Source organism: Chryseobacterium sp. GVT01B (assembly GCF_019970045.1).
In the GTDB taxonomy this organism is placed as follows: domain Bacteria; phylum Bacteroidota; class Bacteroidia; order Flavobacteriales; family Weeksellaceae; genus Chryseobacterium.
Window position 1 is genome coordinate 75239 of sequence record NZ_JAHXYI010000007.1, and the last position, 18822, is coordinate 94060.

Consider the following 18822-nt stretch of genomic DNA (forward strand, 5'->3'; position numbering starts at 1 on the left):
TCAGATGCTAGATGTCAGATTTAATTTGCTGTCTGAAGTCTGGTATCTGAAATCTGATGTCTTATTAATTATTTTTCGTCTTTTTCACTGATTTCTTTAGCCATAGGATTGTCTAAAATTCTTAGCTCATCCTTAGGCTTTTCGTAGTGGTTCAATGAAATTACAGAGTGTCTGTCGATGTGTCTAGGACCTTCGATGTTCCAGTCTGATAATGCTTTTCTTTCAAAACGGCATGTATCGCAGATGAATTCTTCCACTTCACCCCACTGGTCTTTTCTTGCAGTTACTCTTACGATTTCGTCACCTTTCATCCATACTACAGCTTTTCCTGAGCATTTATCACATTTACAAGAGGCGTTCATTGGTTTTGTAAACCATACTCTGCTTGCAAAACGAGCTGTTCTGTCTGTTAATGCTCCTACCGGACAAACGTCGATAACATTTCCGATAAAGTCATTGTCTAAAGCTTTATTTAAATAAGTTGAAATTTCAGCGTGATCTCCTCTGAAAAGAATACCGTGTTCTCTTGTTTCTGTAAGCTGGTTAGCTGTCAATACGCATCTTGCACAAAGAATACAACGGTTCATGTTCAGTTTGATGTTCGGTCCAAGATCATCAGCTTCGTAAGTATTTCTTTCGAATTCTGTTCTTGTACTGTCTACACCATGCTCATATCCTAAGTCCTGAAGATGACATTCTCCTGCCTGGTCACAGATAGGGCAGTCCAGCGGGTGATTCACCAATAAGAATTCAGTAACCGCTTTTCTTCCTTCCTGAGCTTTCTCAGAAGTAAGGTTTTTTACTTCCATCCCATCCATTACGTTAGTTCTGCAGCTTGCTACTAATTTCGGCATAGGACGAGGATCTGCTTCAGATCCTTTAGAAACTTCTACAAGACATGTTCTACATCTCCCTCCACTGGTCTCTAATTTGCTGTAGTAGCACATAGCGGGAGGTACAGATTTTCCGCCGATTTGTCTTGCTGCTTCCAGAATGGAAGTACCAGGCATCACTTCAGTAGTCTGTCCGTCTATAGTTATTTTGAATTTTTTAACTTCTTCGCTCATATGATATGCTTTAAGCTTTATGCGTTAAGCAATAGGCTTTGTTATTTATATTTCTTAGTATTAAATGTATATCCAATTCCTCCCAGAACCTGTCCGAAAACAAAATCCTGGCGTGCTTTATCCGGCTTATTATTCAACGTGGTTTTGATGTCCCACATATTGATATATCCTGCTTTTCCTTCTAATCTCAGCATCCAGTTTTTCCAGAAAACCAAGTTAAGACTGGATCTGATATCGGTTCCCATACCTGCAACGTGAAAACGGTCACTTCTTTCATTTCCAAAAAGTTTTACATTACTTTTAGGAAACATGAACCCGATTCCGGCTCCATAAGACCATACTAAATCTATATTTTTCTTATGAACAAGATTTTTGTATTTCTCAAGACCTAAGTTTTCATAGTTAAGTCCGTCTGTATGTTCAAAAGTAAGGAACTTCTCATCTGCAAGATTAACCTGCCCGTTTTGAACCATTGCTGCATATTCAGGATCTGAAATATGACCTTTGAAACCTACCGTCTGGTTCTGATCCATTACATATTTCATATGGTCTATCCCAAGTACCAATGCTAAATTGTCTTTAATAAAATATCCTATTCTGAAATTATACTGTGTTACAGTAAACCAGCTTGGATCAAAATAAACAATTCCAAATTTTGTAGGTCGGTCTTGTGCAGTTACGTTATTCAATTGAAAATCGTATCCGTTTCCGGTAAAATGAATGTCAGAATTGCTATAAGCCGCTCTGTTCCATCCATAAAATACGAAAACCTGACCTTTTTTGCTTAATGGTAAAGGTTTTTCCTTTTTCTCAGCTTTAATCTGCTCTTTCTCACTCACTAAATATGACAAATCCTCTTCAACGGATCTGTTATAATTTGCAGTATCTGTTTTCTTATTCTGTGCAAATACAAAATTCGACATCATTAAGCCGACAACCAATAATTTTTTCATTTTACCTATGCATTCTTTTCAACAGCCGGAATAGGATCTGCATAATGTGCCAATCCATAGTTTTGTGTCTGAGATAACTCTGGGTTTTTCACGTGCCACTCAAATTCATCTCTGAAGTGACGGATTGCTGCTGCAACGGGCCAGGCTGCTGCATCACCCAATGGACAAATCGTGTTTCCTTCGATTTTTCTCTGGATATCCCAAAGTAGATCGATATCTTCCATCTTTCCTTCTCCTTTCTCGATTTTCTTCAAAATCTTGTACATCCATCCTGTTCCTTCACGGCAAGGAGTACATTGTCCACAGCTTTCGTGATTGTAGAATCTCGCTAAAGTCATCGTGTGTTCTACAATACACTGGTCTTCATCCAAAACGATGAAACCTCCTGAACCCATCATTGTTCCGGTAGCAAAACCACCGTCTGCCAATGACTCATAGTTCATATATCTTGGCTCTCCGTTCACTGTTCTCAGCAATAGATTAGCTGGAACAATAGGAACAGAACTTCCTCCAGGAATACAAGCCTTTAATTTTTTTCCGTCTTTAATACCGCCGCAATATTCATCAGAATAGATGAATTCTTCTACGGTAATGGTCATATCGATTTCATATACACCCGGTTTGTTGATGTTTCCACAAGCAGAAATTAATTTCGTACCTGTAGATCTTCCTACTCCGATTTTAGCATATTCAGCTCCTGTAATATCAATAATTGGAACAATCGCCGCAATAGATTCAACGTTATTTACTACCGTTGGTCTTTCCCAAAGTCCTTTTACAGCCGGGAATGGTGGTTTTAATCTTGGGTTACCTCTTTTTCCTTCAAGAGATTCAAGCAATGCGGTTTCTTCACCACAGATGTATGCTCCACCACCTCTCTGAACATAAATTTCACAATCGAAACCTGTTCCCAGGATGTTTTTACCTAAAAATCCTGCTGCTTTGGCTTCTTCAATAGCTTCTTCAAGAATATCCGGAATCCATGAATATTCTCCACGGATGTAGATATAAGAAACATTAGAACCTAAACAGTAAGATGAGATCAACATTCCCTCGATCAATACATGAGGAAGGAACTCCATTAAATATCTGTCCTTGAAAGTTCCGGGCTCAGATTCATCCGCATTGACAACAAGGTGTCTTGGAACGCCTTCTGGCTTTGCCAAAAAGCTCCATTTCATTCCTGTTGGGAATCCAGCTCCACCACGTCCTCTCAGTCCTGAAGCTTTTACTTCTTCAAGAATTTCGTCAGGAGTCATCTTCAAGGCTTTTTCAGCTGCTGTATAACCTCCCTGTTTACGGTACGTTTCAAAGTAGCGAATACCTTCTATATGTGCGTCTTTAAGTAAAAGTTTTTTACTCATTGTTATTTGCTTATTGCAATTGGCTTTTGGCTTCTTGCATTAATTATGATTAAACGTTAAGTGAATAATTTAAAATCTAAAATTTAGAGTTTAAAATTTCTATTAGTCTAAAGCAAGTTGTCCCTGTCTGCAAAGCTCAAGGATTTCGTCTACTTTTTCTATTGTTAAATTTTCATGAAAGAATTTTCCTAACTGAAGCATTGGTGCGTATCCGCATGCTCCAAGACATTCAGCAGGCTTTAAAGTAAACATACCGTCTTCAGTAGTTTCTCCATCCTTAATATTCAGTTTGGTTCTGATATGGTCAAGGATTTTTTCGCTTCCACAAACCATACAAGGCCCTGTTCTGCAAACTTCCAAAACATATTTACCTACCGGCTTCATATTAAACATGGTATAGAAAGTAGCTACCTCATATACTTCAATCGGTTGGATACTTAATAGTCCGGCAACATAATCCATTACAGGAACATCTAACCATCCTCCGAATTCTTTCTGTGCTAAGTGAAGTACAGGAAGAAGAGCAGATTTCTGTCTTCCTTCAGGATATCTTGCGATAATTTTATGTACCTGTGCTAAACTTTCCGGTTTAAAAGCTATTGTTTCGCTCATTTTTTATCTAAGATTAAAGAACATAGAAAAAGAGAGAATAGACTCTGAAATTCGTGTCCTAAATTCAATTTATATTGGGTGATGAAAGTCTTTTATCTTTCATCTATTTTCTAAATTCTAATTATGCGTCTAATTCTCCCGCAATAATATTCATACTACACATCGTTACAATGGCATCTGAAATTACAGAACCTGTAATCATTTCAGGATACGCCTGATAGTAGATGAAACATGGTCTTCTGAAGTGAAGTCTGTAAGGGCTTCTTCCTCCGTCACTCACAAGATAGAACCCTAATTCTCCGTTTCCACCTTCTACAGCGTGGTAAACTTCTCCTTTCGGTACATCAGTTTCTCCCATTACAATTTTGAAATGGTAGATCAATGCTTCCATTTTCTGATATACATCTGCCTTTTCAGGAAGATAGAAATCAGGAACATCCGCGTGGAATGGTCCTTCAGGAAGATTGTCGTATGCTTGATTGATAATTTTTAGAGATTCCCAGATTTCCTGTTGACGAACCATGAAACGGTCATAAGTGTCACCAGAAGTTCCTACAGGAATAATAAAGTCGAAATCTTCATAAGAAGAATAAGGTTGTGCAACTCTTACATCATAATCTACTCCTGCTGCACGTAAGTTGGGACCTGTGAAACCGTAGCTTAATGCTCTTTCAGCAGAAATAGCTCCTGTACCGATGGTTCTGTCCATAAAAATTCTGTTTCTTTCTAATAGTGTACAGAATTCTTTGAATCTTGGTGGGAAAGTTTTTAAGAAATCCTTTAGTAACTCATGGAATTTTGGAGTGAAATCTCTTTCAAAACCTCCGATTCTTCCCATATTGGTTGTCATTCTGGCTCCACAGATCTGCTCATACATATCATAAATACGTTCTCTTTCGATGAACATATAAGTAAGACCTGTAATCGCTCCTGAGTCCATTCCGGTTACCCCGTTACAGATCAGGTGGTCACCGATTCTTGCCAGCTCCATTAAGATAACACGCATATAGTCTACACGTTTTGGAACTTTAACGCCAATCAGTTTCTCTACTGTCATGTGCCAACCTAAATTGTTGATCGGTGCAGAACAGTAATTCATACGGTCCGTAAGGGTAGTGATCTGAGAGTAGTTTCTTCTTTCAGAAATTTTCTCAAATGCTCTGTGGATATATCCTACCGTTTGTTCAGCGTGAAGAATTCTCTCTCCGTCCATCGTTAAGATATTCTGGAAAATCCCGTGAGTAGCAGGGTGGGTAGGTCCTAAATTGAGGGTATATAATTGTCCGTCAATCTGTTCCTTACTTTCGTACTGGTTTAGTATATTAGATAATGAGTTATCTTTCATAATATATAATTGATAATTGATAAAGGATAATTGATAATGAATCAACCATCAGTAATCATTTATATTTTTTATCTTCCGAACATATTATCGTCCTTATCGGTTCTGGTACCGTCTTCAAGGCGATATTCTTTCAACATTGGGTGGTATCCAAGATCTTCCATATTCAAAATAGGTCTGAGATCCGGGTGTCCTTTAAATTTAATCCCATAGAAATCATACGTTTCTCTTTCCATCCAGTTCGCTCCGGCATAAAGCTCAGTAAGAGAATCTACTTCAATATTTTCTCTGGACATGAATATTTTCAGACGTAATCTGAAATTGGCCATCATATTATGCAAATGGTAGACAACACCTATTTCTTTTTCAGGGAATTCAGGGTAATGAATACCACAGATATCCGTAAGGAAATTAAATTCCAAAGATGAATCTTTAAGGTAGTGAATGATCTTCTTAATATCTTCTTTCTTCACTTCAATGGTCAGCATTCCATAAGGTTCTGAACTTGAAATGACAGATTCCGGAAATTCTCTTGTGATTGCTTCTAATACAAATTCGTTTGTCATTTCCGTTTAGTTGCTTATGTTGTAAGAATCTAATAATTTCTGGTATTCAGGCATGTCTCTTCTTCTGATGCTTTCGCTTTCTGCAAGAGCCTGTACCTGCATTACTCCTTCAATGATTTGTTCTGGTCTTGGAGGACATCCAGGAACATAAACGTCTACCGGAATAATTTTATCAATTCCCTGAAGTACAGAATACGTATCAAAAATACCACCGCTGGAAGCACAAGCTCCAACTGCTACTACCCATTTCGGCTCAGCCATCTGAGTGTAAACTTCTTTTAGGACTGGTCCTAATTTCTTTGATATAGTTCCGCAAACCATCAGCATATCTGCTTGTCTTGGAGAGAAAGAGTTTCTTTCCATACCAAATCTTGAAGCATCATACGTTGGGTTTAGGGTAGCCATAAACTCAATACCACAACAAGAGGTAGCAAATGGTAACGGCCAAAGTGAAAACTTTCTTGCCATCCCGATTACACTGCTCAGTTTTGTTGCGAAAAACCCTTCTCCTTCATATCCTTCGGGAGCAGGTGCATCTGTTCTTATTACTGGTTTTTTATCTGACATTTTCTTTTGTTAAGTATTTAAAGATTAAAGCATTTAATAATTAAATTATTCAATCTTTTAATGTTAAAATTTATTTATCCCAATCCAGCGCACCGCGTTTCCAAACGTAGAAAAACGCTACGAAGAATATCGCAACGAACGTAAGTACAGCAAGGAATCCTTCCATGCCGAATTCTCTAAAGTTTACTGCATAAGGATAAAAGAATACGATTTCAATATCGAATAGTACGAACAATACCGCAGTCAGGAAGTACTTGATAGAAAACGGCGTTCTCGCATTCCCTTCTACAGGAATCCCGCATTCCCAGCTTTGGTTTTTTACAGAGTTTCCTTTTTTCTGCTGTGGCCCCAAGAAATGTGCCCCAAGCAAAGAAACAGCTACAAATCCTACTGCTACACCAGCCTGGATAAGGATTGGAATATAACTTTCAGGTAAATTCATTTTTGCATTATTATCTCAATTTGCAAATTTAGCGAATAAACAAGAAAGCATGAAATTAATCAGCTTAAAAGTCTGATGAAAATGAGTTAAATCGGTAATTTAGAATCAATAAAAATTAGCTCTTTGTGATTATTTTTTTAGTGTGTTTTTCCCCGTTTTTTGTAGCAACTGTCAAAAGATATACACCATCAGGGATATTTGAGATGTCCAGAGTTCCCATATTGTTTTGATCGGAGAAATTTCTGATAAGCCTTCCGGAGTTGTCAAACAGCTGGATTGAGATGATTTGATTGCTTGCAATATTGGTCTTGTAAAAAATTTTATGGGTAGCAGGATTGCCTACATTAAAATATGTTTTTTGTGAAAGGTTTTCCTTGGTACTCAATGGTGTAAGAGTACAGGTGGAATTGGTGGATGTCAAAGTGTAACGGGCTGCAGCACCGTAGATAAGATGGTTGTAGGTACGTATTGGAGCTCCTATCTGTTTGTTGATCATATCAATTTCAGACAGGGTAGATTTATTGTTTTCATATGTTATAAGGTATGCTTTTGAATATGTTCCGTAATCAATAGAAAAAGCGGCGTATGGATACTGTGTATTGATTGCCATAAAAGGACAGCTCTGTGAAGGATTTTCCATATTGATCTCAACAATACCGCCGGTGATGGTTAGAAAAAGTCTGCCTTCATAGAAAAACAGATCTCCCGAAGGAGTTTGCCCATCAGACAGATTGCCAATCTCTGTGAAAATCCCGGTATTCATATCATATTTGTATAATGCATTAGGATTATTTCCTGCGGCATAAAGATAGTTTCCGGAATCGGCTACTAATGAATTTGCTGTAGTATTACCTGTAGTAAAATCACCTAGAAATTCACAACTGGAATCTGTATTCTTTTTTCTGTACAATAAGCCTGAACCGGTAAGATAGTACATATTGTTATTGCTGTCAATGGCAATATCTGTATAGATTTCATTGGCTATAACATTAGGAGTACAGAATGATTCAACAACTTCTGAAGTACCGGAAATGTCAAATCTGTATACATTATTGATAAAGTTGATATAATTACTTACCGAAAAGGTATTGACGTAAAATTCCTGGGAATATATTGATGCCGGAATAAGGAATACTCCGAAGAATAGTAATATTTTGTTCATGATGGTGGTTATTAGCAGGAGTAAATATATATTTATTTCATAGAATCTGATTATGGTTTAATATTTTTATTTTTTTATTTTTTTCAAAAGTGTATAAGCTATAAAAGAGATGTACCCAAAAAGAATACTGGCAAAAGCAATATTAATCACCGTATTTGTCTTGTCATCTGGTGATTGAAAAAATAAGTTATAACTGATAAATCCAACGATTAAAATAGCGAAAATGATAAGTTGTGGTTTCATAAGATAAAGTTAGGAGTTTCTGGCTTAGGTAGTAGATAAAAGCTGAGAGTTTGCAATTGTTTTCTGGGATGCAGGGATGAAGATTTAAAATTCGTTTAGATTATAAATTATCTGGATTTTATTTATTCTTTCTTATTCCTGCACCCTATAATGCGCTTTTTATATTGTACATTATTTTTACAAATACAGTATTACTTATTCACTTCCATTGAATAGGTTCTTCTTCTCTTATGATTCACCGGATTGTAATCCTGCCATAAGAGCTGCACACTTTTATTTTCTTCAAGTTCAGGATTAGTTTCTGCGAAATTGATTCCCATACTCGTAAACCGGACGAAAATTTCTTTGAAGATAATAGCCGTTACACCGCGTCTTTGGTATTCAGGATGAATCCCGATAAGGTAAAAATTGGCTCTGTCATTTTTTTTGCCGGCCTGTAAGAAATGCCACCATCCGAAAGGAAATAATTTTCCTTTTGATTTTTGTAAAGCTTTAGAATAAGATGGCATCGTAATGGCGAAAGAAACCAGCTGCTGATTTTCATCTACAACGCAGATTACATAATTTTTATCAATGAATGGGAAATATTTTTCTTTGTATGTTTTGATCTGTTCATCAGAAATTGGAGTATAGGTAGAAAGATGCTTATAGGTTTCATCCAACAGTTTAAACATAGGCTCTACATAAGGGAGAATTTCTTCCTTTGATTTGAATTTAAGAACGCTGAGCTTATATTTCTGAGCGATCAGTCCACTGAATTTTTCTACTTTTTCAGGAAGTACTTTTGGGAAATTCATCTCATATTCTACCCATTCTTTTTCTTTGGTTAGTCCAAGATTTTCAAGATGTTTAGGATAATAGGCATGATTGTAAATTCCAATCATTGTTGCCAGTTTATCAAATCCCATTGTCAGCATACCGGCTTTGTCGAGATTGGTGAATCCCATAGGCCCTTCAATCTTATTGATGTTATGTTCTTTGGCGTAATCAATAGCAGTCTGAATCAATGCTTTAGAAACCTCAGTATCATCAATGAAATCTATCCATCCAAAACGTACTTTTTTTATGTCTAATTCTTTTTCCTCCTTGTGGTTGATAATGACTGCAATTCTTCCCACTACCTTGCTGTCTTTTAAGGCCAGAAATTGCCTGGATTCGGAATAGTGGAATGCTGGATTTTCATTAGCATCCCAGATTTTCATTTCGTCTTTGATAAAGGATGGAACATAGTACGGATTATTTTTGTACAGATCCATCGGGAATTTTACGAATTGCTTGAGTTGAACGGCTGTTTTTACTTCAATAATTGAAACCTTAGACATAACTTTTGATGGTAATTTAAGGACAAATATAAATAATAATATCTTATACTTTGGCACAGTTTTTATATCATTATGGATAAAAATTAAACACAAAATCTATATAAAATGGTGGGTTATTATATCATAATTGGTATTTCAATGCTGGTGAGCTGGTGGGTTTCTTCCAGGTTGAAATCAAAATTTGAATATTATTCCAATGTACACCTTCGAAATGGCCTTTCGGGGAAAGAAGTAGCGGAAAAAATGTTGAGAGATAACGGGATAAATGATGTTCAGGTAATATCAGTTCCCGGGCAGTTGACGGACCACTATAATCCGGCAGATAAAACAGTAAACCTTTCTGAAGGAGTTTACATGCAGAGAAATGCCGCCGCAGCTGCAGTAGCAGCTCATGAATGCGGACACGCAGTACAGCATGCCGTAGGATATTCTATGTTGAATTTACGTTCAAAACTGGTACCTATTGTCAATATAAGTTCTAATCTGATGCAATTTGTCCTTATAGCTGGTATCGCGGTAATGGCTGCATCAAGAACAATGGAGAACCCTAATGGAAACACAACAGTTCTTGCCATTGGAGTTGCCATGTTTGCTGTGACAACACTTTTTGCTTTTGTAACACTTCCGGTGGAATATGATGCAAGTAACAGAGCTATGAAATGGCTTAAAGATACAGGAACTGTAACTGCAGAAGAATTTGTAGGTGTACAGGACAGTCTGAAATGGGCTGCAAGAACTTATGTGGTGGCAGCCTTAGGATCTCTGGCACAACTTCTTTACTGGGGATCATTACTTCTTGGTGGAAGAAGGGATTAATCATTAAATTCAAATGAAACATATTGCATCTCGGAGAGTTTTTCCGAGATGTTTTCTTTTTGTGCAAGCTTCAGCGAGGCTGTAAGGATACAGTTTTCATTAGCATCAAAATTCAAAACCTTGGCATCAAATTTTGATAGCAGGGTGAATATTGTATTCTGCTGATTAAAATTAAACTGAATCTCTATCTCTGTTTCCAGTTCACGGGTAATGATCTGCGCTTCTTCCAATGTGATCTTTGCAGATTCTTTATAAGTTTTTACCAACCCTGAAACCCCTAGTTTGGTTCCTCCATAATAACGGACTACAATCACAAGAATATTGGTGACTTCATTTGCCAACAGCTGGTTGTAAATAGGTAATCCCGCACTTCCGGAAGGTTCCCCATCATCATTCGCACGATAGTTTTCACCATTTAATCCCATTCTGAAGGCATAACAGTGATGGGTAGCTTTCGGATGTTCTTCCCTTATTTTTTCCAGTGCACTCTTTAGTTCTCTTTCATTGGTTACCGGGAAAGCAAATCCGATAAACTTGCTCCCTTTTTCCTTTAAAAGAGTATTTTCTATGGGTTTTTCTATGGTTTTGTATTCAAACGTCATTGTGAATTCCGGCTTTAATTATGCAAAAATATTAAATGCTTTAGTATTCTGCATCATGATCACAAATTAAGCCGTCAGAATTTGACGGCTTATCTATTTTTTATGTAAAATTATACTTACATTACATCTCCGCACAGATCCATTGGGATCAGACACATATAGCTTGTAGGGCCGCAAAAATCCTGAGGACATTGATCTCTACATCTTGTAGGTTGCCCGGTAGGTAGTATACATGTTACAAAAACACCACCTTTGATGATTTTCATATGGGTTCTGGATACCTTTTTCAAATTTTTCATGATAATATATTTTATTAATAATATTAACATGGGAATGTTCCATCTACCCAAGGTGGTGGGCAGCTCATACTTGAAGGCGTTGCGCAGCAGTGCTGTAATGAAGGTGGATAAAATGAGCAGCATTCAGGAGCGTTTCCTCCGTTTACTTTCTTTAAACTCTGTCTTGAAACTTTCTTTAAATTTTTCATAGTAATTTTTTTGTAAAACTAATGTAAAGAAATTATTTCATTCAGTGGTGATAAAGTGTTTTTATTTTAGCCTGAAGAAAGAAACTGTATTATCTCTGAAATTTTCAATTTTGGTTGCTGTATGGTTGAATTCCGGTGCTTTTGTTCCGTTTTCCAGCCTCAGATTTTCATTTTTAATGACAATGGCTTCGTCCCAAAGGTTAGCATTGATAAACTGTTGGAGTGTAAAACGACCTCCTTCAATAATCACAGACTGTATCTGTTCTTTATACAATGCTTCCATAAGTTCAGGAAGGAAATTATCCTTGTTGATTTTAATGAATTGAACAGATCCTTCGGTGCTTTCTTTTACAGCATTTAAAACCAATGTCTTTGCTTCATTATTGTAAATGTTGTAACCGGAAGGAACTTTTAAATCGAAATCGATCAGAATTCTGACCGGGTTTGTTCCTTCTGCATTTCTTACGGTAAGACTTGGGTTGTCATTTAAAGCAGTTTGGGTTCCTACTAAAATAGCATGCTCATCAGCTCTTAACTGATGAACAAACTGATTCACGAGAGTGTTGGAAACAGCAGTTGGTTTAAAGTCTTTATCCAAAAAGCCATCACCGGATTCTGCCCATTTTAAAATAATATAAGGTCTTTTCTTTTCATGGTAAGTGAAAAACCTTTTGTTGAGTTCAGTACATTCTTTTTCAAGAATTCCAGAAACAGCTTCAATTCCCGCATTCTGGATGATTTTCTTTCCTTTGCCATTGACTTTATCATGGGAATCCATAGCGCCAATAATGACTTTTTTAAATCCTAATTCTTTAATCTTTAAAGCACAAGGTGGTGTTTTTCCAAAGTGCGCACAGGGTTCCAGAGAAACATAGATCGTGGATTCCGGAATAAGGTCTTTATTTTTAACGGAATTGATGGCGTTGATTTCAGCATGGTTTTCTCCAGCTTTATGATGGTAGCCTTCACCAATGATTTCCCCGTTGTGTACAATCACACTTCCAACAAGAGGGTTGGGATAGGTTTTGCCAAGAGCTTTCTGAGCCAGCTCGATACATCTTTTGATATATAGTTCGTCGTTGTTCATATTGATAAAAAGAAAAAGCGAAGACAAATTGCTTTGCTCCGCCTTTATTTAATTTGTTATCTGTTAATCTCCGCTGATAATGCTGTGGAGATTCTGCTTTAATGTTTCCAGATGAGCTTTTTTCTCATCAATGGTGTTGTAAGTGTCTCTTAAAAGAGGATTTTCTCTTGATGGTTTGTTGAAGAAAGAAAGGTTGTTTTCCAGTTTTACAATTTCAGCTTCAAGATCAGAAATCTGGTTTTTGATCTTTCTTGCTTTGTCAGTAAGTTGGTTTTCAGACAGACCTTCTTCTTTCAGTTCAAGTTCGTTGATTTTGTTTATTTTCAACTTCTCTCTTAATGTTTTGTTGAATTCAGAGTTGATTGAAATTTTATCTCTCGGAACTTTGCCGATGTTGTTCCATGATGTTTTGATCTGCTCAATTCTTTCGATACTGCCTTCTTCATTTGAAACCAGCTTCAACTCATCAAGAAGCGCTTTCTTGTTTTTATAGTTTTCTTTCCAGTTATCAGTAGAAGTATTGCTTTTCTCTCTGTAGTTGTTGAAGAACGCATTACACGCATCACGAAATTCATCCCAGATCTTGTTGGTCATGCTCTTTGGAACGTGGCCTACTTTTTTCCAGTCTTCCTGCAGTTTTTTGAATAATGGAACTGAAATATCCCATTCTTCATTGTTCATATTATCCTGCGCGGTCTGGATCAGTTTTAATTTCTCTTCAAGATTCGCTTGTTGTGAACCTTTTAACGATTTGTAATAATTATTTTTCGTTGTATTAAAACCTCTGAGTGTTGTTTTGAAATCATTCCAGTTTTGGTTGGATAATTTTCTTGGAACACTTCCGGTTTTTAAGAATTCAGAACGAAGATCTTCAACTCTTTTGATAGCATTTTGCCAGTAGTTGTGATTCGGAGTTTCTGATGGTTCAGAAAGTTTCTTTATTTCAGCAATGATCTCGTTTTTCTTTTCAAGATTTACAGTCTGTTCTTTTTCAATAGAAGCGGAAAGCTCAGATTTTCTCTCGTGAATTTTGTTGGAAATTTCTTTGAATTCTTCCCATGTTTTTTCACGGAATTCCTCTGCAACAGGCTCAGCTTCTTCTTTCCAAAGTTTATGAAGATACTGAAGTTCGTTTAAAGCCTTTTGGATTACCGGTTCGTTTTCCAGTTCCTTAGCACGTGCAATGATATGCTCTCTCTTTTCAAGGTTGTGGCTGTATTCCTGTTCCAGAAATTCTTTATTCAGATCCAGCATCTGATAAAATTGGTTCAGGTGGTGGAAATAGTTGTTATTAAGAATTTTGAATTCAGATTTTGCAACCTGTCCGGCTTTTGACCAGTCTTCTTTAATTTCACGGATGGATCTAAAAAGATTGATTCCGGGTTCAGAACTTGTATATAAATTTTTAAGTCTTTCAATAATGTTTTGACGGTGTTCAAGGTTTTTCTTCTGCTCTTCTTCCTGTCCTTTCTGGAAGCTGTCATGTTTTTCCTTGAAAATATTGACTAGTGCAGAATATTTAGTTTGAGAAGGATGCTCGTAGCTAAAATTTTCAGCAGGATTTCCGGCTTCTACATATTCATGCTTTTTATCCTCCACTTCATCATGTATATAGTGACTTGCTTTTTCCTTCAGCAGGTTGAATCTTTTGAAATTCTCACCGGCATTGGGAGTGTTGATGATTTTTTCCATTTCCTTTAAAGCATCAGTCAGGGAAATTTCTACCTCTTCATGTTCTTCCAGGTGTTCTGCATCATCTTCATGTCGGTTTGCATCATGAGAAACCGTGTTTTCTGATGGGTCCTGAGATACTTCGTTAGGATTGTTCTTTTCTTCGTTTTCAGAAAGATTGTTTTCTGTAGTCATAGCAAATCTTTTATGTGAGTGGCGTTTATATCCTTTAAATATAGCTTTAAGGCCAATTAAAGCACTAATTTATGTTATTTTTTTTGAAAATTCCAAATTTCCCAAGCTTTTTCTGCTTGCTGTTCAAGCATATAATATCCGTTCACTGTCTTTGCTCCTTTTTCAGAGGCATTGATGATGAATTGAGTGTAGTTGGGATTGTAAATAAGATCGATGATCAGGTGCTCAGGAGAAAGTCCGTCAAAAGGAAAGTTCAGACAGTCTTTTACATTCGGGAAAGTACCTACCGGTGTACACTGAATGATTATTTTATGTTCTGCAACGGTTTCTTTATCAAGATTTTCAAAATTGATTTCCGTACTTCTGGAAACGGTTATTGAAGGGATATTATGTTTATCTAAAGCATATTTTACAGCTTTTGCAGCGCCGCCGTTTCCTAAGATCAGTGCTTTGTCCTGAGAAGGGGTTTTGTGTAAAAGAAGGGTCTTTTCAAATCCGTAAGCATCTGTATTGTAGCCTGTTTTTTTGCCATCCTGGATAAGAACACAGTTTACGGCACCTATTTTCTCTGCTTCATCGCTTAATTCATCAAGATAATCAATGATTTTTTCTTTGTAGGGAATGGTAACATTGAATCCTAAAAGGTCCGGAGAAGCAAAAAGGTTTTCCACTTCATTGATTTCGTTCAGATCAAAAATATCATAGGAGAAGTTCTTTAGCATGAGCTTTTGGAACTTGTTTTCGAAGAATTTTTTAGAAAAAGAATAAGAAATGTTTTTTCCTATCAATCCTAATTTTTTATTGGAATCCATAGATCAAATGTAAAAAAAAGACCGGATAAATCCGGCCTTGGTTTGAAATATTTTTTAATAATTAATCTACGATAAATTTAGTAGAGAAATTATCTGTTTTCAGGATGTAAGTTCCTTTTACAGTACCTTTAAGGTTGATTTTATTTGAATGTTTGAAAGGATTAGCGATCGTTTCAATTAATTTTCCTGAAAGGTCATAGATATCAGCTTTTGAAATTTTGCTAAGGTTTTCTCCTTTTACAAATAATTCATTGTTTCTTACCGGGTTAGGGTAGATCATGAATTCTGATTTGTCTTTTTGAGTTTCAGCAGTTCCTAATGTACCGAAACATGCCCAGCTAAGGTCATCCAGAGCAACTCTGTTGGAGGTCGAAGAATTTGTCAGCTTAATAACAACATTTCCACTTACGTTTATATTGTTAATGGTAGTTGTAGTGACAACATTACTGTAAGGAATAGTTCCTACATTAACATCGTTTACAAAAACATTGAAATATCCCGCGTTTCCGGAGAATTTTAACTGTGTTGTTAAAGTTAAATTCTGGATTCCACTTGAAAGTGTTGAACTCGTTAAAGAACCATTTCTGATTGTGATCGCTTTATTGTTGATGGTCTGGTCAACTCTTGCGTCTGTAGCAGTCCATGAAATTCCGTTGTTTGTCCAGTTTGCTGTCAGATAAGTATTTGCTGCACCGGTGATCATTTCAAAATCTTCAGTACCACAGCTTCCGCCTCCTGCTGGAGTGTCAAGAGTAGTTGCTGTAGCGGTTGTACTTTGTGGAGAAGAGTTTCCGAAAGCATCTTTAGCAATTACATAGAAAGTATATTGAGTAAGTGGAGCTAATCCAGATACAATAGTAGAGGTTGTTGTGCCGGAAACATTAGCTTTTAAAGTACCGTTAGCATAAACCTGATAAGAAGTTACTCCTACATTATCTGTAGCGGCAGTCCAGCTTACAGCGACAGAGTTTGAAGTAGGGTTGTTGGCAACAACATTGGTTGCTGCTGTAGGTGCCTGGTTATCGATTACCGGAGATCCCCAGATTTGAGCAACATATTCAGGATGATCAATGAAAGGGTTTCTGTTTCCCTGGTAAGTATAAGAAGCATTGTTTCTTGCAATTTCTTCCGGAGATACAGGATCCATTATATTCCATGCTAGGTATTGATTAAGCGCCCAAGGCTGTAGTCCAGGGAAAGCTGTGTTTCCAAGCATATCGCCGGTAGTGAAATTAGGCAGTTGGCCTTCGTATCTCGTTACAAAATAAAAGAACATTCTGGCAATATCTCCTTTGAAAGCGTCAATGGGCTCAAATACAGTACCTGAGTATCCTGGTGATACAGATGTTCCTAATTTTGATCCGTTTTTAGAGATGAAAGAAGTAGCTCCAACAACTCCGAAAGGGTAGTTGGATCTCATTCCGTTTACTTTTCCATCAGTAGCACGAATAAAATGAATATCAGCTACCATAGGAGATGCACTGTTGAATAAACTCTGAGGAATTACGTGTTCTCTGTTGTAACAATCGCCTTCATTAGCATAACCATTAGATCCACATTGATTGGTTCCCAGGATGAAATTATAGTCATCCGGTCCATTTGGATTTTCAGAATAAATATCCAGAATGGTTCCGTCGTTTTCATAAAAATAATCACGGTCAGTAGTAGCATAGCCTGTCCATAAACCGCCATAGCCATGGTCGACATGTCCATTGCTGATAATGTTTTTAAGAGCTGTTTTAAGAGCAGCACCTGTTAAGGTTGGCGATTGATTGTAATATCCTGCCGGAGCCTGTGCCAAAGCGCCTATAAATGTTACGCTTAAAAGAAAAAAAGATAAAAGTTGTTTCATTTATTTAAAATTGGGGCGTAAAGGTACGAAAAAATGAAACCGAAGTATATTAACTTAATGTAATGTATAAACTTAGGATATTACTTCTTAGTAATATATTCCTTGCTGATTTTTGAGAAAAACCATGAAATGGTGATTCCAAACAGAGAAGCTGTAAGCGCTACGATAAGATAATTTTTTCCTACAATTTTTACCGGGAATGGCAGCACTTCATTGGCTCTGAAAAATTCTGTGTAAAGCTGGAAGTAGCAAAGTGCAGTTCCAAGAATCAATCCGGTAATTACCCCGGAAATAACAATAAGAAGGCCGGTGTAGAAATAGGTTAATCTCAAATGGCTTAAAGGAAAACCCAGTGAAATAAGTGATTTTGCCTGTTCCTTTTTATCAAGCTGAAGGATAATGATCGCTCCTGCAAGATTAAAGGTGGTAATGAAGATAACCAGTGCAAAAATCAGGTAGATGAAAAGCTTTTCAGTATTGATCATTTTCCAGAAAGCGGCATTTTCTTCTTCTTTAGTTTTAATCTCAATATTTTTCCCTAGAGAAGAAAGCAGGCTTTGTTTTACAGCATCTGCATTTTCTGGATTTTTTAGTTTAATAACAATCTGATAAGCAGATTTTTTTGGAAGATTAAGTAATTCTTCCGTAAGCTCAATAGGAGAGATAATATAATTGTCCAGCTGATCTTTTCCAGGGAAAACACCGGTTACCGATATATCTCTTTTATTATAAATGTCTTCTTCTTTATTGATAATCCCTGTTCCCGGTTTGGGCATAAAGACTGTCGCATAATGGTTGGAAGAATCTACAGGAATTGAAAGTCTGTTATCCAGACTGTTTTCCATCAATACTTCATTGGAATATTTGAAGCTTGGATACGTTCCGTAGAAAACATCTTTATTGATAGGGTTTACTTTGATATAAGCAGAATCAACGCCTCTTAAATAGGCAATATCTCCTTTCCCGTTGAAGCTGATGTATACTTTTTCTTCAATAACACGGGAGAAATTGTTGATTTCTTTATGACTGCTTAATACTTTATTGACGGTATCCAGATTTTTAATGGTTTTTCCGGAAATGCTTTTTACAGTAAGGTCTGCATGAAGATTAGAAATAAGGTCTTTATTCAGGTCTTCAAGGCCTGAAAAAACAGAAATAATGACGAACATTGCAGCCACAGCAACCGTCATGGCACCCACAGACAGCCACGTAATAAACGTAACAGCAGTACTCCCTTTTTTAGCCAAAAGGTATCTGGATGCTATGTAAAATGCAATATTCTTCAAGATTTATAAAACAGGATTGTCGCCTTCGCCTCTTAATTCTCTTTCCAGTTTTTCAACATCATCCAGAGCGGTGTCAAGGTAGAAGTTAAGCTGTGGAATGATACGTACCTGTTTTGACATTTTTTGTCCGATGAAGTTTCTGTATTGAGGTTTGTTTTCTTCAATCTCCTTCATCACAGCGGTACGGAATTCCTGTGGGAAAATGCTTAAATAAATCTTAGCAATTCCTAAGTCAGCAGTTACTTTTACATCTGAAACAGATACTAAAATACTCTGTTTGCTTTCTGCAGCCTGTTTGCGGAAAAGCTCTGCGAAGTCTTCCTGAATAATCTGTGCTACTTTTCTTTGTCTGTTACTTTCCATAATTTCTGCAA

At 36.8% G+C, this 18822-nt stretch carries 20 protein-coding genes; 1 reads left to right on the forward strand and 19 read right to left on the reverse strand.

What is annotated here, in order from left to right:
- Positions 1-68: 68 nt before the first annotated feature.
- The 10 genes from LC457_RS17550 to LC457_RS17595 form a co-directional block, all read right to left on the reverse strand.
- On the reverse strand, positions 69-1067 hold the full coding sequence (locus tag LC457_RS17550) for a 2Fe-2S iron-sulfur cluster-binding protein (protein WP_223601046.1): 999 nt from the start codon (positions 1065-1067) through the stop codon (positions 69-71).
- 41 nt (positions 1068-1108) lie between these two features.
- Positions 1109-2020, reverse strand: coding sequence for a hypothetical protein (locus LC457_RS17555; protein ID WP_223601047.1), 912 nt, complete (start codon positions 2018-2020; stop codon positions 1109-1111).
- A 5-nt stretch (positions 2021-2025) separates the two neighbouring features.
- The gene (nuoF, locus tag LC457_RS17560; protein ID WP_047423995.1) at positions 2026-3384 is read right to left on the reverse strand and encodes an NADH-quinone oxidoreductase subunit NuoF; all 1359 of its coding nucleotides are present in this window, start codon (positions 3382-3384) and stop codon (positions 2026-2028) included.
- Between the two features lie 102 nt (positions 3385-3486).
- Positions 3487-3996 (reverse strand): NAD(P)H-dependent oxidoreductase subunit E, encoded by a 510-nt coding sequence (gene nuoE / locus LC457_RS17565; protein ID WP_076553058.1) that lies wholly within the window; start codon positions 3994-3996, stop codon positions 3487-3489.
- Between the two features lie 121 nt (positions 3997-4117).
- Complete coding sequence (locus LC457_RS17570) at positions 4118-5341, reverse strand: NADH-quinone oxidoreductase subunit D (RefSeq protein ID WP_223601048.1); 1224 nt, start codon at positions 5339-5341, stop codon at positions 4118-4120.
- A gap of 68 nt (positions 5342-5409) precedes the next feature.
- Entirely contained in the window at positions 5410-5904 is a 495-nt protein-coding gene (locus tag LC457_RS17575) for an NADH-quinone oxidoreductase subunit C (protein WP_047424001.1), read from the reverse strand.
- A 6-nt stretch (positions 5905-5910) separates the two neighbouring features.
- On the reverse strand, positions 5911-6471 hold the full coding sequence (locus LC457_RS17580; protein WP_002983540.1) for an NADH-quinone oxidoreductase subunit B: 561 nt from the start codon (positions 6469-6471) through the stop codon (positions 5911-5913).
- A 70-nt stretch (positions 6472-6541) separates the two neighbouring features.
- Complete coding sequence (locus tag LC457_RS17585) at positions 6542-6913, reverse strand: NADH-quinone oxidoreductase subunit A (RefSeq protein WP_047377762.1); 372 nt, start codon at positions 6911-6913, stop codon at positions 6542-6544.
- Positions 6914-7028: 115 nt separating this feature from the next.
- On the reverse strand, positions 7029-8075 hold the full coding sequence (locus LC457_RS17590; protein ID WP_223601049.1) for a T9SS type A sorting domain-containing protein: 1047 nt from the start codon (positions 8073-8075) through the stop codon (positions 7029-7031).
- Positions 8076-8509: 434 nt separating this feature from the next.
- Positions 8510-9640 (reverse strand): GNAT family N-acetyltransferase, encoded by a 1131-nt coding sequence (locus LC457_RS17595; protein ID WP_223601050.1) that lies wholly within the window; start codon positions 9638-9640, stop codon positions 8510-8512.
- A 105-nt stretch (positions 9641-9745) separates the two neighbouring features.
- Between LC457_RS17595 and LC457_RS17600 the strand changes: the two genes are divergently transcribed.
- The gene (locus tag LC457_RS17600) at positions 9746-10456 is read left to right on the forward strand and encodes a zinc metallopeptidase (RefSeq protein ID WP_213278088.1); all 711 of its coding nucleotides are present in this window, start codon (positions 9746-9748) and stop codon (positions 10454-10456) included.
- On the opposite strand, the gene LC457_RS17605 is transcribed toward LC457_RS17600, so the two are convergent.
- From LC457_RS17605 to rbfA, 9 genes are all read right to left on the reverse strand, one after another.
- On the reverse strand, positions 10453-11058 hold the full coding sequence (locus tag LC457_RS17605) for a YigZ family protein (RefSeq protein WP_223601051.1): 606 nt from the start codon (positions 11056-11058) through the stop codon (positions 10453-10455). The genes LC457_RS17600 and LC457_RS17605 overlap by 4 nt on opposite strands.
- 116 nt (positions 11059-11174) lie before the next feature.
- Complete coding sequence (locus tag LC457_RS17610) at positions 11175-11357, reverse strand: hypothetical protein (protein ID WP_223601052.1); 183 nt, start codon at positions 11355-11357, stop codon at positions 11175-11177.
- Between the two features lie 23 nt (positions 11358-11380).
- Positions 11381-11545 (reverse strand): hypothetical protein, encoded by a 165-nt coding sequence (locus LC457_RS17615; protein WP_167510754.1) that lies wholly within the window; start codon positions 11543-11545, stop codon positions 11381-11383.
- Positions 11546-11606: 61 nt separating this feature from the next.
- Positions 11607-12632 (reverse strand): bifunctional diaminohydroxyphosphoribosylaminopyrimidine deaminase/5-amino-6-(5-phosphoribosylamino)uracil reductase RibD, encoded by a 1026-nt coding sequence (gene ribD, locus LC457_RS17620; protein WP_223601053.1) that lies wholly within the window; start codon positions 12630-12632, stop codon positions 11607-11609.
- Positions 12633-12695: 63 nt separating this feature from the next.
- Positions 12696-14498, reverse strand: a complete 1803-nt coding sequence (locus tag LC457_RS17625) for a DUF349 domain-containing protein (RefSeq protein ID WP_223601054.1) — start codon at positions 14496-14498, stop codon at positions 12696-12698.
- Between the two features lie 74 nt (positions 14499-14572).
- Positions 14573-15310, reverse strand: a complete 738-nt coding sequence (locus LC457_RS17630) for a shikimate dehydrogenase (RefSeq protein WP_223601055.1) — start codon at positions 15308-15310, stop codon at positions 14573-14575.
- Between the two features lie 61 nt (positions 15311-15371).
- Positions 15372-17162: an endonuclease gene (locus tag LC457_RS17635; RefSeq protein ID WP_223601056.1), complete on the reverse strand. Its 1791-nt coding sequence runs from the start codon at positions 17160-17162 to the stop codon at positions 15372-15374.
- A gap of 80 nt (positions 17163-17242) precedes the next feature.
- Complete coding sequence (locus LC457_RS17640) at positions 17243-18448, reverse strand: ABC transporter permease (protein ID WP_223601057.1); 1206 nt, start codon at positions 18446-18448, stop codon at positions 17243-17245.
- A gap of 3 nt (positions 18449-18451) precedes the next feature.
- The gene (rbfA, locus tag LC457_RS17645) at positions 18452-18811 is read right to left on the reverse strand and encodes a 30S ribosome-binding factor RbfA (protein ID WP_047377769.1); all 360 of its coding nucleotides are present in this window, start codon (positions 18809-18811) and stop codon (positions 18452-18454) included.
- Positions 18812-18822 lie beyond the last annotated feature (11 nt).

Bases quoted from the DNA above. Each gene is read 5' to 3' on its own strand.
- LC457_RS17630 (WP_223601055.1), bottom strand. From the start codon at position 15,310: ATGGATTCCAATAAAAAATTAGGATTGATAGGAAAAAACATTTCTTAT.
- LC457_RS17600 (WP_213278088.1), top strand. From the start codon at position 9,746: ATGGTGGGTTATTATATCATAATTGGTATTTCAATGCTGGTGAGCTGG.
- rbfA (WP_047377769.1), bottom strand. From the start codon at position 18,811: ATGGAAAGTAACAGACAAAGAAAAGTAGCACAGATTATTCAGGAAGAC.
- LC457_RS17595 (WP_223601050.1), bottom strand. From the start codon at position 9,640: ATGTCTAAGGTTTCAATTATTGAAGTAAAAACAGCCGTTCAACTCAAG.
- LC457_RS17635 (WP_223601056.1), bottom strand. From the start codon at position 17,162: ATGAAACAACTTTTATCTTTTTTTCTTTTAAGCGTAACATTTATAGGC.
- LC457_RS17615 (WP_167510754.1), bottom strand. From the start codon at position 11,545: ATGAAAAATTTAAAGAAAGTTTCAAGACAGAGTTTAAAGAAAGTAAAC.
- LC457_RS17625 (WP_223601054.1), bottom strand. From the start codon at position 14,498: ATGACTACAGAAAACAATCTTTCTGAAAACGAAGAAAAGAACAATCCT.
- LC457_RS17550 (WP_223601046.1), bottom strand. From the start codon at position 1,067: ATGAGCGAAGAAGTTAAAAAATTCAAAATAACTATAGACGGACAGACT.
- LC457_RS17605 (WP_223601051.1), bottom strand. From the start codon at position 11,058: ATGACGTTTGAATACAAAACCATAGAAAAACCCATAGAAAATACTCTT.
- LC457_RS17585 (WP_047377762.1), bottom strand. From the start codon at position 6,913: ATGAATTTACCTGAAAGTTATATTCCAATCCTTATCCAGGCTGGTGTA.
- LC457_RS17555 (WP_223601047.1), bottom strand. From the start codon at position 2,020: ATGAAAAAATTATTGGTTGTCGGCTTAATGATGTCGAATTTTGTATTT.
- nuoE (WP_076553058.1), bottom strand. From the start codon at position 3,996: ATGAGCGAAACAATAGCTTTTAAACCGGAAAGTTTAGCACAGGTACAT.
- nuoF (WP_047423995.1), bottom strand. From the start codon at position 3,384: ATGAGTAAAAAACTTTTACTTAAAGACGCACATATAGAAGGTATTCGC.
- ribD (WP_223601053.1), bottom strand. From the start codon at position 12,632: ATGAACAACGACGAACTATATATCAAAAGATGTATCGAGCTGGCTCAG.
- LC457_RS17570 (WP_223601048.1), bottom strand. From the start codon at position 5,341: ATGAAAGATAACTCATTATCTAATATACTAAACCAGTACGAAAGTAAG.
- LC457_RS17610 (WP_223601052.1), bottom strand. From the start codon at position 11,357: ATGAAAAATTTGAAAAAGGTATCCAGAACCCATATGAAAATCATCAAA.
- LC457_RS17575 (WP_047424001.1), bottom strand. From the start codon at position 5,904: ATGACAAACGAATTTGTATTAGAAGCAATCACAAGAGAATTTCCGGAA.
- LC457_RS17590 (WP_223601049.1), bottom strand. From the start codon at position 8,075: ATGAACAAAATATTACTATTCTTCGGAGTATTCCTTATTCCGGCATCA.
- LC457_RS17580 (WP_002983540.1), bottom strand. From the start codon at position 6,471: ATGTCAGATAAAAAACCAGTAATAAGAACAGATGCACCTGCTCCCGAA.